The 15,523-nt window shown below is 63.5% G+C and carries 14 protein-coding genes and 1 tRNA gene; 9 read left to right on the top strand and 6 right to left on the bottom strand.

All coding sequences use genetic code 11. From position 1 onward, the window contains the following. Nucleotide 1 precedes the first annotated feature (1 nt). Entirely contained in the window at nucleotides 2–763 is a 762-nt protein-coding gene (locus NKJ77_RS02665) for an SDR family oxidoreductase (RefSeq protein ID WP_023832942.1), read from the bottom strand. 142 nt (nucleotides 764–905) lie between these two features. On the opposite strand from NKJ77_RS02665, the gene NKJ77_RS02660 reads away from it, so the two are divergent. Next, nucleotides 906–1,028 carry a hypothetical protein gene (locus tag NKJ77_RS02660; protein ID WP_023710951.1) on the top strand — a complete coding sequence of 41 codons (123 nt, stop codon included), beginning with the start codon at nucleotides 906–908 and terminating at the stop codon, nucleotides 1,026–1,028. Between the two features lie 87 nt (nucleotides 1,029–1,115). Here NKJ77_RS02660 and NKJ77_RS02655 read toward each other — a convergent pair whose 3' ends face one another. Beyond that, nucleotides 1,116–1,853 carry a tellurite resistance TerB family protein gene (locus tag NKJ77_RS02655; RefSeq protein ID WP_023671935.1) on the bottom strand — a complete coding sequence of 246 codons (738 nt, stop codon included), beginning with the start codon at nucleotides 1,851–1,853 and terminating at the stop codon, nucleotides 1,116–1,118. A 202-nt stretch (nucleotides 1,854–2,055) separates the two neighbouring features. On the opposite strand from NKJ77_RS02655, the gene NKJ77_RS02650 reads away from it, so the two are divergent. Further along, entirely contained in the window at nucleotides 2,056–2,418 is a 363-nt protein-coding gene (locus NKJ77_RS02650) for a YybH family protein (RefSeq protein WP_023832941.1), read from the top strand. Nucleotides 2,419–2,443: 25 nt separating this feature from the next. Here NKJ77_RS02650 and trhO read toward each other — a convergent pair whose 3' ends face one another. Beyond that, entirely contained in the window at nucleotides 2,444–3,370 is a 927-nt protein-coding gene (gene trhO, locus NKJ77_RS02645; RefSeq protein ID WP_023832940.1) for an oxygen-dependent tRNA uridine(34) hydroxylase TrhO, read from the bottom strand. A 174-nt stretch (nucleotides 3,371–3,544) separates the two neighbouring features. Here trhO and NKJ77_RS02640 point away from each other — a divergent pair, with 174 nt between their 5' ends. Next, complete coding sequence (locus NKJ77_RS02640) at nucleotides 3,545–4,183, top strand: 2-dehydro-3-deoxy-phosphogluconate aldolase (RefSeq protein ID WP_023817276.1); 639 nt, start codon at nucleotides 3,545–3,547, stop codon at nucleotides 4,181–4,183. 137 nt (nucleotides 4,184–4,320) lie between these two features. On the opposite strand, the gene NKJ77_RS02635 is transcribed toward NKJ77_RS02640, so the two are convergent. The 3 genes from NKJ77_RS02635 to NKJ77_RS02625 all read right to left on the bottom strand — a co-directional run bounded on the left by NKJ77_RS02635 (nucleotide 4,321) and on the right by NKJ77_RS02625 (nucleotide 8,269). Continuing rightward, nucleotides 4,321–4,394: transfer RNA gene (locus tag NKJ77_RS02635), tRNA-Gln, on the bottom strand. 120 nt (nucleotides 4,395–4,514) lie between these two features. After that, nucleotides 4,515–6,341: a peptidoglycan L,D-endopeptidase MepK gene (gene mepK, locus NKJ77_RS02630; RefSeq protein ID WP_023832939.1), complete on the bottom strand. Its 1,827-nt coding sequence runs from the start codon at nucleotides 6,339–6,341 to the stop codon at nucleotides 4,515–4,517. Nucleotides 6,342–6,730: 389 nt separating this feature from the next. Then, nucleotides 6,731–8,269, bottom strand: a complete 1,539-nt coding sequence (locus tag NKJ77_RS02625; protein WP_352534167.1) for a sigma-54-dependent transcriptional regulator — start codon at nucleotides 8,267–8,269, stop codon at nucleotides 6,731–6,733. Nucleotides 8,270–8,414: 145 nt separating this feature from the next. Between NKJ77_RS02625 and NKJ77_RS02620 the strand changes: the two genes are divergently transcribed. The 6 genes from NKJ77_RS02620 (at nucleotide 8,415) to NKJ77_RS02595 (ending at nucleotide 15,519) form a co-directional block, all read left to right on the top strand. Beyond that, entirely contained in the window at nucleotides 8,415–10,253 is a 1,839-nt protein-coding gene (locus NKJ77_RS02620) for a M3 family oligoendopeptidase (RefSeq protein ID WP_023832937.1), read from the top strand. A 412-nt stretch (nucleotides 10,254–10,665) separates the two neighbouring features. Continuing rightward, nucleotides 10,666–11,382, top strand: coding sequence for a helix-hairpin-helix domain-containing protein (locus NKJ77_RS02615; RefSeq protein ID WP_352534165.1), 717 nt, complete (start codon nucleotides 10,666–10,668; stop codon nucleotides 11,380–11,382). 163 nt (nucleotides 11,383–11,545) lie between these two features. Continuing rightward, the gene (locus tag NKJ77_RS02610; RefSeq protein ID WP_023671944.1) at nucleotides 11,546–12,691 is read left to right on the top strand and encodes an aminodeoxychorismate synthase component I; all 1,146 of its coding nucleotides are present in this window, start codon (nucleotides 11,546–11,548) and stop codon (nucleotides 12,689–12,691) included. Then, nucleotides 12,640–13,302 (top strand): aminotransferase class IV family protein, encoded by a 663-nt coding sequence (locus NKJ77_RS02605; RefSeq protein ID WP_031196012.1) that lies wholly within the window; start codon nucleotides 12,640–12,642, stop codon nucleotides 13,300–13,302. Before NKJ77_RS02610 ends, NKJ77_RS02605 begins: the two co-directional genes overlap by 52 nt. A 52-nt stretch (nucleotides 13,303–13,354) precedes the next feature. After that, entirely contained in the window at nucleotides 13,355–14,278 is a 924-nt protein-coding gene (locus tag NKJ77_RS02600; RefSeq protein ID WP_023832935.1) for a heme-dependent oxidative N-demethylase family protein, read from the top strand. Between the two features lie 2 nt (nucleotides 14,279–14,280). Then, the gene (locus NKJ77_RS02595; RefSeq protein WP_023832934.1) at nucleotides 14,281–15,519 is read left to right on the top strand and encodes a hypothetical protein; all 1,239 of its coding nucleotides are present in this window, start codon (nucleotides 14,281–14,283) and stop codon (nucleotides 15,517–15,519) included. The last annotated feature ends 4 nt before the right edge of the window (nucleotides 15,520–15,523 follow it).

The following is a 15,523-nucleotide window of genomic DNA, read 5'->3' as shown; positions in this document are numbered from 1 at the left end:
TTCACCCACGCCCCACGAACGGCATCTTGGTCGCCATCACCGTCATGAACAGCACATTGGCATCGAGCGGCAGGCTGGCCATGTGGACGACGGCGTCGGCGACGCGCTGGACGTCCATCACCGCTTCGGCGGCGATGGTGCCATTGGCCTGCGGCACGCCGACCGTCATTGCGTGCGCCATATCGGTCAGCGCGTTGCCTATGTCGATCTGGCCGCAGGCGATGTCATAGGGCCGGCCGTCGAGCGCCAGCGTCTTGGTCAGCCCCGATATGGCGTGCTTGGTCGCGGTGTAGGGCACCGAGCCCGGCCGTGGCGCATAGGCCGACACAGAGCCATTGTTGATGATGCGGCCGCCCATTGGCTTTTGCTTGCGCATGACGCCGAAGGCGGCGCGGGCGCATAGGAACGATCCGGTGAGATTGACGCCGACAATATCGTTCCAGACCTCGACCGGGATCTCGTCGATCGGCGTCGACTTGTAGCTCATGCCGGCATTGTTGAAGAGCAGGTCGACGCGGCCGAAGGCTGCGGCCACCGTCTCGAACAGATCATCGACTTCGCCGGCCTTGCTGATGTCGCAGGCAACCGCCAGCGCCTTGGCGTCCGTTTTCCCTGCTTCGGCAATGGCGGCGTCGAGCACCGCTTTGCGGCGGCCGCAAAACACCGTGTTCCAGCCCGCCTTCAGCAGCGCCGTGGCGACGCTCTTGCCGATGCCGGTGCCGGCGCCGGTGATGATGGCGGTTTTCTCTGTGAGGACTGTCATGGATTTTGCTCCTGCGCGCCGCGCATCCCGGCAACAGATCGGGGTGCATCCGAATGCACCGACCCATCGCAAATGAAGGCGATCATGGCAAGCCGGACACTATGCATGTCGCTCAAAGTGGCCCCGGTTGTGAGAGAACGACATGCATCAGGACAAAAACATGAAGCGCGACGCACTTTATGTGATCGGTCCAACAAAAAGGGCGGTCATTGGCGACCGCCCTGATCTGAACCGGGCTTGGGAGGAGGAAAGCCGATCCGACTGACTAAAATCATGCGCTTCCTCGGTAAACGAGACGTTAACGCATTTTTTCCGGCCTCGGTCCCCTGCCCCAGGCGCGCGGCTGCGTTGTCTACCAGCGCGGGTTCGGCGCCGTGCCTGACGGAACCGGCACCTTGGCCGCCGACACCGTCGCCTCGACATGATCGACCAGCGCATCCGGCAGGCCGAGCCGGCCGGCGAGCAGGTCGAGATAGCCGCGTTCGGCGCGCGTATCGGGGTCAATCGTCAGTCGCGACGCCGTGTAGAGCTCGAGCCTCTGCTCATCGGTCTTGGCGCCGGCGACCAGCGTATCGAGGTCGAGCGGGCTGTCCAGCTCCGCCATCAGAAACTTTTCCGCTTCCGTGCCGATGCCGGCCAGACTGAGCTTGCCGGCGATCTTTTGGCGTTCCGCGTCATCGACATGGCCATCGGCCTTGGCCGCCGAGATCATCGCCCGCACCAGGGTCAGCGTGAACTCGTCCTCCCCCTGTGGCGCCTGTGAAGGATGAAAGCCGGTGTCGGCGGGCGGCGGCAGCAATTCCGGCTGGCCGGCCGCCGGCGCCTGCTCGGGTGCATTGCCGGCCTTGTAATTCTGGTAGGCCTTGTAGGCGAGACCGCCGATCGCAGCCAGTCCGCCGAGCTTCACGGCCGTGCCGGTGACCTGCCGTCCCGTGCCGGTTCCAAGCAACACCGCAGCCAGCGCGCCGGCGGCCAGCGGATTGTCCTTGGCCATCTGCACAGCCTGCCCGGCCTTGTCGCGGACGGTGCCGGTTGTGCCGGGAACTTGCGAGCCGAGCAGATCGTCGAGAAGCTTTTTGGGGTCGAACATGGTGCCTCCAGAAAAGGGCCCGCGAAACGTGGACGGGCAGGTTTTGGACGTTGCAGACGTAGGGCCCGCACACTGACATTACAATGACGGACGCACGCTTTGCTATCGGCCCGGCAATGCCGCAAATCGGTAATCGGTGTGTCGATACCGGCCTCGGCTTGCGCTAATGTCGCCGCCGCATTGCCGAGGGAGGAACCTTGCCGTGACCGATCAACCTGGCCGGGAACCGGCGCGCGATCCGCAGGATCTGGAACGTCTGCTGATCGAGCGGCAGTGGGTGGGAGACATTGACGGCATGGTGGCGCTGTTCGAACCCGATGCCGCCATCGACACCGGAGCAGCCGAATTGACGCGTGGCCACGAGGCGATCCGCGCTTTGTTCGAAGCCTTTGCCGCGAGCGGGCGAAAATTCCAGCGCGGCGAGCAGCGCCCGGCGGCCATCAACGGCGACCTCGCGTTGACGTCGACCAGGCTTGCCGACGGCTCGATAACCTCAGAGGTCGCGCGCCGGCAGAGAGATGGCGCATGGCTGTGGGTGATCGACCGCTATTCCGTCGCGTGGTGACAGAAACGATACGAGCGATCGGGCGCTAATTGCCGATATGTCCCCTGCCCTGCGCCTGCGCAAGTTCGACCTGGCGCTGGCGCTCGGCATAGCGGGCGCGGTCCTCATCCGAGCGTGCCTCGTAGCAATGCGGGCATGACACGCCGGTGGAAAAATGCGGCGACAGCCGGTCCTCCGGCGTCAGCGGATGCCGGCAGGCGCGGCAGAGTTCGGCCTCGCCTTCGGTCAACCCATGCGACACCGAGACCCGCTCGTCGAAGACGAAACACTCGCCCTGCCACAGGCTGTTTTCGGCCGGCACCTCTTCAAGATATCTGAGGATGCCGCCCTTGAGATGGAACACATCCTCGCAGCCGAGCGACTTCACATAGGCCGTCGCCTTTTCGCAGCGAATGCCGCCGGTGCAGAACATCGCGACCTTGCGGCCGTCGAGTTGGTCGCGGTGTTTTTCCACCCAGGCCGGGAATTCGCGAAAGCTCGACGTGCGTGGATCCACCGCGCCCTCGAACGTGCCGATCGACACTTCGTACGTGTTGCGAGTGTCGATGACGATGGTGCCGGGGTCCGAGATCAGCGCGTTCCAGTCGGCCGGCGCGACATAGGTCCCCGCACCCGTCGCCGGGTCGAGGTCTTCGACGCCCATGGTGACGATCTCGCGCTTCAGCCGCACCTTCATGCGATGGAACGGCATTTCGGCGGCAGTGCTGTATTTGACCTCGAGATCGGCAAGACCCTCGATGGCCTCGAGATAAGCGATCAGGTCGGCTATGTCGGTTTCGCTGCCGGCGACCGTGCCGTTGATACCTTCCTGCGCCAGAAGCAATGTGCCCTTGATGCCGCGCCCGCAGCAGAAGGCGGCAAGCGGCGTGCGCAATTCTCGCAGCGCGTCGAAGTCGCCCAGCCTCGCAAATTTGTAGAGCGCAGCGACGCGCACGGGTTCATGGTTGGTCATCGCCAAGCCACTAAACCGTGGTCAAAGCGGATTCAAGGCAGAGCTAAAGACACCTTGTCGGTATTCGCCAGCAGGCTCGTTGGCCGGCATGTGACATCGCGGCAGGCCGGGTTTCGTGGACTCGGAATCGGCCTTCTGCTAATCGGTTGAAATCACCTAGGGAGAGACAAGCCAATGCCCAGCAAGACCGAAAAGCTCCTGTCGCTGCTCAATGGCCAGCCGGTCATTCCGGTGCTGAAGATCGCCAATGTCGCGGACGCCGTCCCGCTCGCCCGGGCGCTCGCCGCCGGCGGCCTGCCGGCGATCGAGATCACGCTGAGAACCGCCGATGCGCTGGAAGCGATCCGCCGCGTCGCCGGTGAGGTCGAGGGCGCCATTGTCGGCGCCGGCACAATTCTCGATGCCAAGCAGTTCGACGAGGCAGCGGCCGCCGGATCGAAATTCATCGTCAGCCCCGGCATCACGCGAGAGTTGCTGGCGGCGACCAAGGACAGCGACGTTCCCTTGCTGCCCGGCGCCATCACGCCCGGCGAGATCATGGCTGCCCGCGAGGCCGGCCTGCGGTTCCTGAAATTCTTCCCGGCCGAACAATCCGGCGGCATCGCCTCGCTGAAGGCCTTTGCCTCGCCGCTGGCCGACGTGAAATTCTGCCCGACCGGCGGCATCTCGGCCAAGAACGCCGCCGACTATCTCAGCCTGTCCAACGTTATCTGCGTCGGCGGCTCGTGGGTGGCGCCGGACGAGTTGGTCAAAGCCGGCAAGTGGGATGAGATCGAGGCGCTCGCACAGACCGCGAGCAAGCTCGGAAAATAACCTCCGCTACTTTGTCTTTGCGCAATTCCCAAGGAAGCGCTCCGCGCTTTCCCGGGAAAATCACAGTGTTCCCGGAATTGCACTCGGCACAAAAACCCGCCAGCTGCGCCGACCGGGTTTGCTACGCGTTGAGATTTTGGTTCCCGCTCATGGGCTCGAACCACGATTCACGCCTTCAAAGGGCGCTGTCCTACCATTAGACGAAGCGGGAATGCAGCTTGGTGGTTAGCATTCTGTGGCGATGGAAGCCAGTGCTCGAAATCTCGCTAAAAACAAAAGCCGCACAGGTTGCCCAGCGCGGCTTCGAGTCGATAACGCCCCGGTCACGCCCTTACTTCGTCTGGAAGCGGGCGACCGAAAGGAATTTTACGGCATTGCCGGTGAAGCGGTTGGCATCGGCCATCTGGTTGTCCGCCTGGAAGCCTGCGGTGTAGACCTCGCTCGGCGGCGTATGCACGATGTTGTAGGCATAGCGCGGCGCAGTCGTCGGGCTGGAAACGGTGGCGATGTTGTCGCCGCTGCTCAGCGCCCAGCGCGCCGCCTGCGGTTCGGCCGCCACCACCACTGCCTTCGGTCCTGGCTTCAGGTCGCGAGCCGAAGCCCTTGCTTCCTTGCGTGTCGTCTTGACGCCGGCGCCGATCACCGAGGCTGGATCGGTACCGGCGGGACGGGCAGCAATAGCACCGCGCGGCGATGCGGCATCGACACCTGACGGATCGTTGAACGCCGAGCGAGGCTCGAGCGACGCAACCTGATAGTCGTCGGTAGCACCGGCTGTATCGGCGGCGCTGGCCTGTTCGAGAACCGCCTTGACCTCGTCCGGACGCTGCGACGGCAGCACCGAGAACGCGTCGGTTGCGGTCTGCTTGTGGGCAGCCGTATCGGCCAGCGCCAGCAGAACGCCCTTGTCCTGCGGCGCAAGCTCAGCCGGCGGCGAAGAGCGGTCGGGACGCCAGGTCGGCAACGGGACGTTGACCGCGACCTGCGCCGGAGCGGCAGCTTGATCGGCCCCCTGGTCGGCATTGCTCGCATCGGCCGTGCCGAACGGCACATTGGCCGGCGCCTGCGCCGTCGCCACCGTCTGTTCGGTGGTGGCATCGGCGACGCCGAACGGCACGGTCTCAGGTTGTTGCGCGCCGACATCGGCCTTCGGCCGCGGTGCGAAAGCGGGCAGCGGCACTTCCTTGGCGGGCAGCGCGGCGATGATCGTCTCTGGCGTGTCCTGCGGCTCCGAATCGTCAGCGCTGTCGTCGGCAAGCTGCGGAATGTTGGCGCGCTTGGCGTTCTGCGGCGACACGATCGCGATGCCAGGCAGATTGCTGTTGTTGTTGCTCGTGGCAGCCAGCACCGGCTTCACGCTTCTCGGCGGCGGCGCGGCGGTAGCGACATCGGCGCTGTCGTCGGCTTCGTCTTCACCGCCACCGCCAAAGAACGCGGACAGGAAGCCACCGGATTTCTTGGTGCTGCCGCCTGCGCTGGCCATCATGATGGCAGGAGAACCGGCGCCCTTGCGCGCCTTGTAGGAGGCGAGCGCCTGGTCATAACCCGGCAACGGCCTGCCGTCGCTCGGCACATGCAGCGTCTTGCCATTGGGGAACAGGCTGACCAGTTCCTGGCGGCTGATGCCTGGCCAATGCCGCACATTGCCGACGTCCATGTGGACGAAGGGCGAACCCGACGACGGATAGTAGCCGACGCCGCCGCCCTGCATCTTGAGGCCGATGTTACGCAGCTTTTTCAGCGGCACACCCGGAATGTAGAAGTCCATCGCCTTGCCCAGCATATGCTGGCTTTCCTTGGCGACACCGCGGCTGCGGCTGCGCAGCATCGAATTGGTCGACGGCGAGCGATAGCCGCAGACGACCTGGATATAGTCGGTGGCGCCGGCCTGCCGGTAAGCTTCCCACACCAGATCGAGCAGGCGCGGATCCATCTTGGTCGGTTCGTTGCGACGCCAGTCGCGCAGGATGATGTTGATCTTCCTGAGGCCTGCCGGATCGTAGCGGCCATTGCGCTTGTAGACGATCTCGGCCTTTTCGTGCGTGTGGAGGTGATAGAGCTTGAGCGAGCGCGTTTCGGCGCTGGCGCCGGCAGCAGTTGCGGCAAGGAAAGCGAACGCAACGATCACCGCTGCCAGCCATCTCGGCCAGACGCCCATGTGATCGCGCCGCCCGTTTCTGTGTCGTTCGACTTTGTTCAAATCAAAAGGCCTTGCAGGCTGCCGTTTGTCCCCGGATTTGTCCAAACGGATGCGTGGTTCTCACATCCGAATATCGATCCTAATGGTTAATCATCGCTTATTGAAGCCGAAATGCGGTAACACCGTGGCGATATCCCGTCAAAAATAATACACAGGATTTCTTGGTAAACTGCTGGTTTAGATCAAGATTCAGCCTTTTCGCGCTACACGATCTGTTACCGCTGGCCTTAATGCGTGAACAACGCTGTCCGCATCAGCCATATTCCCGCCCCAACCCTTATGCAGCGCTGGATGTGGCATGGCAAGCTGGTCCCGGCCTTGCGTTGGCAAGCTGTGGAATTCGGCGTTCAGGAGGCAAGGCGGTCGAGGCGGCCGGTTTCCGGGTCGATGCCGTATTCCTTGAGCTTGCGGTAGAGCGTCGAGCGGCCGATGCCGAGACGCCGTGCGACCTCGCTCATCTGGCCGTTATAGTGGTTGATGGCGAGCTTGATCATTTCGAGTTCGACATCGGCCAGCGCACGCACATTGCCACGCTCGTCCAGCGCCCTCAATGTGCCGAAACGCTGAAGCAGCCTCGCCGGAGGGGCGAGCTCGGCAGCTGCAGTACCGGCGTCATCAGTCTGCGCGCCATCGCCTTGCAATTCGGTGCTCGAGGCCATTCCGGGGTCCGACAAGGACGCATCGGCGTCGAGATTGACGGTGCCGTCGACCTGCGCCCGGATCTGCGGAAATTCGTCAGTCGTCAGCACATCTCCTTCGGCAAGCACCGAGGCTCTGAACACGGCGTTTTCCAGTTGCCTGATGTTTCCCGGCCAGTCATAGGCCTGCAGCATGGCCAGTGCGGCATCCGAGATGCCGTGCAGGCGATTGCCCGCCGGCGCCACCTTGTCCATGAAATGCTTGACCAGATAGGGGATGTCGTCGCGGCGGTCGCGCAGCGGCGGCACGACGATCGGGTAAACGTTGAGCCGGTAGAACAGGTCCTCGCGAAACTTGCCGTCCTTGACCTGCTGCAGAAGGTTGCGGTGCGTGGCCGAGATCAGCCTGATGTCGACCCTGACGGTGGAACGGCCGCCGACCGGATCGACCTCGCCATCCTGCACGGCGCGCAACAGCTTGACCTGCACGTCGAGCGGCAGGTCGCCGATCTCATCCAGGAACAGCGTGCCCGAATGCGCCTCGACGAACTTGCCGGTGTGCTTTTCGGTGGCGCCGGTGAACGAACCTTTTTCGTGACCGAACAGGATCGATTCGACCAGATTGTCGGGGATGGCGCCGCAATTGACGGTGACGAACGGTTTTGTGCGGCGTTCGCCGCTGCCCTGGATGGCGCGCGCCACCAATTCCTTGCCGACGCCCGATTCGCCCTCGATCAGGATCGGGATGTTGGAGGCCGCAGCCTTCTGGCCGAGGCGGATCACCCGGTCCATCGCCGGGCTATGCGTGATCATGTCCTTGAAGGTCAGGTGGCCGCCGCGACGCCGCGACGTGCGCTTGACCTCGTCCTCGACCGCCTCGACCTTGAGGGCGTTGCCGACCGCGGTCTGCAGCCGGTCGGGAGACGCCGGCTTGACGACAAAATCGAAAGCGCCGTGGCGCATCGCCGAAACCACCGTTTCGATGCCGCCCTGCGCAGTCTGCACGATGACGGGAACAGTGATGCCGCGCTCGCGCATCGCCTTCAGCACGCCGAGGCCGTCGAGGCCCGGCATGACAAGGTCGAGGATGACTGCCGAAATATCCCTCGCATTGGGTCCGTCAAGCGCGCTCAGACCGGCCTCGCCGCCATCGGCAACGATGGCGCTGTGGCCGAATTTCGTCACCGCCGCCTCGAGCAGCCGGCGCTGCACGGGATCGTCATCGACTATAAGAATGGAACCTGTCATGACTGATTTGAGTTGCCCGCCTGGGAAATTCCCATGGATCATCTTGGCACAGGGTTCTAAACAAGGTTTCAAAAAACCCGGTGAATGAATTCCTTAGGATTTGACCGGCTTGTCCTTTCCCCTTGATTCCAGAAGGTAATTGTTGATGCGCAGGATTCTCGGTCGGCAGCTTGCGGCGGCAGCGTCCGGTCAGGGCGCGGCGGAACTCGGCGACCTGCCGGAATGGAATCTCGCCGACCTTTATTCCGGCATGGAGGCGCCCGAACTGAAGCGTGACCTTGCCAAGGCGGCGGCCGATGCCGTCGCCTTCGAGAACCGCTGGAAGGGCACACTGGCCGCGGAGGCCGGGCGCGGCAGCGCCGGCAGGCTTGGCGAGGCGCTGACAGCCTATGAGGCGCTGGAGGAACTGATCGGCCGCATCGTCTCCTATGCCGGCCTGATCTATGCCGGCAATACCGCCGATCCGCAGCGCGCAAAGCTCTATGGCGACATCCAGGAAAAGATGACCGACGCCAGCGCGCATCTTCTGTTCTTCGCGCTGGAGCTGAACCTGATCGACGACAAGGCGCTCGAAGCAGCCCTCGCCGCCGACGCCGGCTTTGCCCATTACCGGCCTTGGGTGCTCGACCTCAGAATGGACAAGCCCTACCAGCTCGAGGATCGGGTCGAGCAGCTTTTCCATGAGAAGTCGATCACCGGACGCGGTGCCTGGAACCGGCTGTTCGACGAGACGATGACCGATCTGCGCTTCGACATAGACGGCGAGGAACTGACGCTGGAGCCGGCGCTGAACCGCCTGCAGGACGCCGATGGCGAGGTCCGCCGCCACGCCTCCGAAGCGCTGGCCGCGACCTTCCGCAAGAGCCTGCGCACCTTCACGCTGATCACCAACACGCTGGCCAAGGACAAGGAGATTTCCGACCGCTGGCGCGGCTTCGAGGACATCGCCGATTCACGCCATCTCGCCAACCGCGTCGAGCGCAGCGTGGTCGATGCGCTGGCGTCGGCCGTGCGCGAGGCCTATCCGCGCCTGTCTCATCGCTACTACGCGCTGAAGGCGCGCTGGCTCGGCATGGAGGTGATGAACCACTGGGACCGCAACGCGCCCTTGCCCGAAACGCCGCAGGCCGTGATCCCTTGGGACGACGCCAGGAACACCGTGCTGTCGGCCTATCAGCGCTTTTCCCCCGATATGGCGGAGATCGCCCGCGTCTTCTTCGACCGCAACTGGATCGACGCGCCGGTCAGGCCCGGCAAGTCGCCCGGCGCCTTCGCCCATCCGACCGTGCCTTCGGCGCACCCTTACGTGCTGCTCAACTACATGGGCAAGCCGCGCGATGTGATGACGCTGGCGCATGAACTCGGCCACGGCGTGCATCAGGTGCTGGCCGGCGGCCAGGGCGCGCTGATGGCTTCGACGCCGCTGACTTTGGCCGAGACGGCCTCGGTGTTCGGCGAGATGCTGACCTTCCGTTCGCTGCTCGACCAGACCACCGACAAGCGCGAGCGCAAGGCGATGCTCGCCCAGAAGGTCGAGGACATGATCAACACGGTCGTGCGCCAGATCGCCTTCTACGAGTTCGAACGCAAGGTGCATGCGGAGCGCAAGAACGGCGAACTGACCTCCGACAAGCTCGGCCAGTTCTGGCTCGAGGTGCAGGCCGAAAGCCTGGGGCCGGCGATCAAGCTGCGCGAGGGCTATGAGGTCTTCTGGACCTACATCCCGCACTTCGTCCACTCCCCCTTCTACGTCTACGCCTATGCCTTTGGCGACTGCCTGGTGAACTCGCTCTACGCGGTCTACCAGAACGCTGAGCATGGCTTCCAGGATAAGTATTTCGAGATGTTGCGCGCCGGCGGCACCAAGCATCACTCGGAGCTTCTCGCGCCCTTCGGCCTCGACGCCACCGACCCCGCCTTCTGGCAGATCGGGCTTGGCGTGATCGGCGGCCTGATCGACGAGTTGGAAGCGCTCGACAGTTAATGCGCGCACCCATTGGACCGATGGCGCAGAGTGGCAGGTTCAGCAGCGGCCTCGACTTTGCAGAATCGCAGAACAGTTTAGCCGGAATGCATGTGACGGCAGCTCTGTTCTTGTTCTAAATATCTGTTCTTGAATAACTCTCCGGCGAAAATTCCGTTAGCTTTCCCGAAACCGTATGATAGCTTTCCGACTGAAGCTCAGCCGGGCGCGCGGCTTAAGGCCGGACAGTATCCCGGCCCATGGCAGCGGTCTGACGAATGCGACAGCGACGGTTGGCAATGGGCGGAAAGCCGAACGCCGACACTCGACGACAGACCGGCTGTTCCCTGAGCCGCCGAACCACATTGGATGATCCGATCTGCCAAGGTCATGACTTGGGACGGCGGCGGACGGATCCGACTGGAGAGAGACGATGACCTTCTTTTACATTGTCCTGGCGTTCCTTGTAGGTGTGTTGGTTGGCTGGTTTATCTGGGGCCGGCTGCGCGGCGAACTCGACAGCCTGCGCGGCGATCTCGACCGCACCCGCAGCGAGCGTGACAGACTGCGCGCCGACGCCGATCGCCTGACTGGCGAACTCGACGCCTGCGGCAAGACCCGCGCCGATCTCGAACGGCGGCTGCGTGAAACATCAGCTCCATCCGCCAAGCCTTCAAGTTCGGCGCCGGCCGCCCTGGTATCGACAGCGGCAACGGCCAAGTCCGCCCCGGCCGCGAAACCGACCCCCGCCAAACCCGCCGCGGCCAAACCAGCTGCGGCCAAATCCGCGGCCGCAAAACCAGCGGCCAGCAAACCTGCCGCCGCCAAGGCCGCGCCCAAAGCCGCGGCTTCAAAGCCCGCCGCCGTCCCGAAGAAGGCCGCCCCGGCAGCTGGAAAGGCCGACAATCTGCGTCGCCTGATCGGTATCGGCCCGGTCAACGACAAACTGCTCAAGGGCCTTGGCGTCACGACCTACGCGCAGATCGCCGGCTGGACCGCGGCCGACGTCAAGCGCATCGAGGACACGCTGAATTTCGACGGCCGCATCGCTCGCGAAAAGTGGGTCGAGCAGGCCAAGCTGCTTGCCGCCGGCGACGAAAAGGAGTTCGCACGCCAATTCCCGAGCGCCGGGACCGCCAACAACAACTGATCTGTCATCGGCAACATAAGCAGAAGGCGGCGCTCTCGGGCGCCGTCTTTGTTTTTGCATTCGCCACTGTCTTTGCGCCCTGCGACGCCGCTCCCTCGATTGCACGCCGCCCGGCCCCCATATAGAGCGGTTCTGGCGTCATCGACCGCAGTACCCGAGCCCCATGCCCCTGCCCTCTGCCATTTTCCGCAACGATGAAAGCGGCCGTCAGTTGGTCTTCGACCACCCGGCCGACATCATCATTGCCTATGATGCCAAGGATTTTCTGCCGGCGCTGGCGGCTGCGCAGGCGGCGAGCGATGCCGGCAAATGGCTGGCCGGCTATTTCTCCTACGAAGCGGGCTATCTGCTCGAACCGAAACTCGTGCCGCTGCTGCCTGAAGGCCGGCGCGCGCCATTGGTTTGTCTGGGTGTCTTCAATGCTCCGGCCGAAGAGGCCGTGCCGCGCAACGATGCGCCGGCCACCAATGGCCCCATCTTCGACGCCAGGGCCAGTTGGTCCGCTCAGGACTACGCCAAACGCTTCGCGCGCCTTCACGACCACATCCGCAAGGGCGACTGCTACCAAGGCAACCTGACCTTTCCGGTCCGTGCCCAATGGTCGGGCGATCCGGTTGCTGCCTTCGACGCACTGACAGGACGCCAGCCGGTCAAGTATGGCGCACTGATTTCGCTCGGCGATCCCATCATCTTATCGCGTTCGCCCGAGCTGTTCTTCGAGATCAATGCCTTAGGCATGATCGAAACCCATCCGATGAAGGGCACCGCACCGCGCGGCGCGACCAAGGCCGAGGACGCGCGGTTGAAGTCCTTCTTGCGCAGCGACGAAAAGAACCAGGCCGAGAACCGGATGATCGTCGATCTCCTGCGCAACGACATCTCCCTGATCAGCGAGATCGGCACGCTGGAAGTGCCGGAACTGTTCCGCATCGAGAGCTACCCGACCGTCCATCAGATGGTGAGCCGTGTGCGGGCGAAGCTTCTGCCTGATCTCGGCATCCGCCAAATCTTTGGCGCGCTGTTTCCCTGTGGCTCGATTACCGGCGCACCGAAAATCCGCGCCATGGAAATCCTGCACGAGCTGGAAGAGACACCGCGCGACGTCTATTGCGGCGCCATCGGCTGGATCGCGCCTGGCGGCATGATGCGCTTTTCGGTGGCGATCCGCACCATATCGCTCTTTTCCAGTGGCGAGGCCGTTTACAATGTCGGCGGCGGCGTCGTCTTCGATTCGACGGCGCAAGAGGAGTATCAGGAGTGTCTGCTGAAGGCGCGCTTCGCGACGGGGACACCGCCGATTTCGAGCTGATCGAGACGATGCGCTGGGAGCCCGGCCAGGGCTTTCTGCGCTTCGAACGCCATCTCGCACGCCTTTACGGCTCGGCGGAAGAACTCGGCTTTGCCTGCGATCCGCAGCGGATCGGCGAGGTGCTGGCGAATACTATCGGGGCGCAGCAGACGGCGCTGCGCACCCGGCTCGCCCTGCAGCGCAATGGCGAAGTGACCGCCTCGGTCCAGCCCTATGAGCCGTTCGCCGCCGACAAGGTCTGGCGGCTGCGACTGGCGCGGGTCCGGCTCTCTTCCTCGGACGCGCTGCTGCGCCACAAGACCAGCCGGCGACAGATCTACACCCACGCCCGCTCCGAATATCTGATCACCCAGGCCGACGAAGTGTTGCTCGCAAATGAGCGCAGCGAAATCTGCGAAGGCACCATCACCAACGTCTTCGCCGATTTCGGTGATGGCATGCTGATGACACCCAGGCTCGACTGCGGCCTGCTGCCTGGCGTATTGCGCGCCGAGCTGCTGGACGAAGGCCGCGCCCAAGAGGCGATCTACAGCTATGACGAGTTGAAATCCGCCAAAACACTGTTCGTCGGCAATTCTCTGCGCGGCTTGATCCCGGCAACATTGGCCTGATACGAAGCGGCTGCGAGAATAACCGCCGGCATTGGGCACTTTCTAGCGAAGCATGAATTCTCGTCAGCCCACGCACACGCCCTATGATGGCTCCTCAAAGCTCTTCACCATCGGGCTGAAGCCGCTCGAACTCGACAAGTGGATCGAGGTCGACCGGTATCTCTTCGACCATCTCGCCGAAAAGCGCCGGCTGTATGCCGAAATTCCCGACAAGGTGTTTGTCGAGGAAGACGGCACGCGCGACGCCCAGCGCGAAGTGCGCGGCCTCATCGAAGCACATCTGCTGTCGAGATTTCCCGGGATGTACCGGCGCACCAATGCCGGGGTTGAGGTCATTGGCGCCAAAGCCGACTCTGACGCCACCTTCCCCGATGCCCCGCTGGTCGCAGCGTCGCTGCTCGTCCAGGAAGACCTGATCCTGATGCGCCGTGACGACACCGGCTGGCGGCTCGCCGCCGGCTCGCTGTGTTTCCCGTCATCCTGGTCGCTGGTCGAGAAATTCGGCCGGCCGCTGCAGCAGATCCACGCACCGGTGCCGGGCTTCGGTCCGGGCACCAGGCCGGCCGAGCTCATCAACCGCATGTTCGACGGCCTGCAGGGTCAGGCTGTCGAACGCTTCAACTGGTCGATCCAGGCCGACGACGCGCTCTATCATCCGCTCTCCAATGTCGAGCGCATCGACCGTGCCACCAGGCGCCCCTCGCGATTTCCCGACGGCGACGTAAACGCCCACGCCTTCATCCGCGTCGAGCGCCAGACGCTGCGCAAACTGTCCGTCTCGCGCGACATCCTGTTCACCATCCGCATCCATCTCGACCCGTTGAAAGTGCTGGCGCGGCATCCCGACCGGGCAACACTTGCCGCCTCTTTCGCGGCGCAATTGCAGGCGCTGGATGAGGCTCAACTCGACTACAAGGGGATGACATCAGACCGTGACCGGCTGGTGCAACGCCTGCAAACCATGGCTCAGGAGTGACGATGGTCCGACATGTTCTGAAGCTAGCCGTCCTGCTCGGTGCATTCCTGGCGTTGCCGGCAACAGCGCATGCGGAACCGGTGACCTATGCGGGGAAGCTCGGCAACATCGACATCGTCGTCGAGTTTACCGGTGATCCTGCGACGGCTGGAGAGGCACTGGCGGCGCGCTATTTCTACCGTTCCAAGGGCGTCGATATTCCTCTGCAGGCGAAGTCGAGCAAGGGCGCCACCTTTCAATTGGCCGAGGAAGAAGCCTGCGATGCCAAGAAGTGCGGCGACGGCCAGGCTCCACCCATCGGCGCCGTCTGGCGGTTGAGTTCCGCCGACAAGGGCAAGACGCTGGAAGGCACCTGGACGGCCAAAAAGACCCTGCCGCTGAAGCTGACAAGGATCGCCAGCCGTGCCCAGACGGAGACGCCGGCGACGACGCCACGCGATCTCTATGATTTCACCGACATGACATTCTCGGGTGACGATGCGCCGATCACCATGGCGGCATCGCCCTACGACTATCTCAAGCTGGATTTCGCGCCCAAGGCAGACGCCAAGGAAGGTTGGCCGGATGCAGCCTACAACTATGTCACCGATCCGCGCACCAAATTCGCCAGGCCGCGCATCGTCGATCTCGCCGGCAGTGCGCCGATCGAAGCCGCCAATGCCTTGCTGCAGAACCGCCATTGGCATCACAGCCTCAGCGCCTTGACGTGCGCGGCGCTGCAATATGCCGGTTTCCACGACGGGCCGCCGATGGAGGGCATGGACGACGATTCGCTTGGCGGCTATGAAGACACGACGTCCAAAGTTACGTCATTGACGCCGAAGCTGATGAGCTGGTCGGAATCCGGCAGCCTCTATTGCGGCGGTGCGCATCCGAACAACTATTCCGACGCCTATGTCATGGACGTGCGCCGTGGCGCCTTGCTTACCCTTCAGGACATGTTTTCCGATACGGTCGACGGCAAGCCAGGCCCCTCGCTGGCCACCTTCGTCAAGGAGAAGCGCAAGAAGCCAAGCGACCAGACCGAGGTGGATTACGAGGCCGAATGCGGCATCCACGATTTGATCGGCGACTATCTCGGCGCCAGCCTGAAGCGCGATGGCGACAGGCAGGTTCTGGTCTTCGGCCTGCAAGGTTTGCCCAACGTCATCCAGGCTTGCGGCGGCGATCTCGTTGAAATGCCGGTCTCCGAAGCACAAGCGCTGTTCACACCGGAATTCGCGAAACTGCTCGAACCGTAGGCGT

Origin of the sequence: Mesorhizobium sp. M0052, from assembly GCF_040323255.1 — a bacterium.
Lineage (GTDB): Bacteria > Pseudomonadota > Alphaproteobacteria > Rhizobiales > Rhizobiaceae > Mesorhizobium.
The sequence above is the reverse complement of the archived record's forward strand: the minus strand, read 5'-3'. Positions and strand labels throughout refer to the sequence as shown.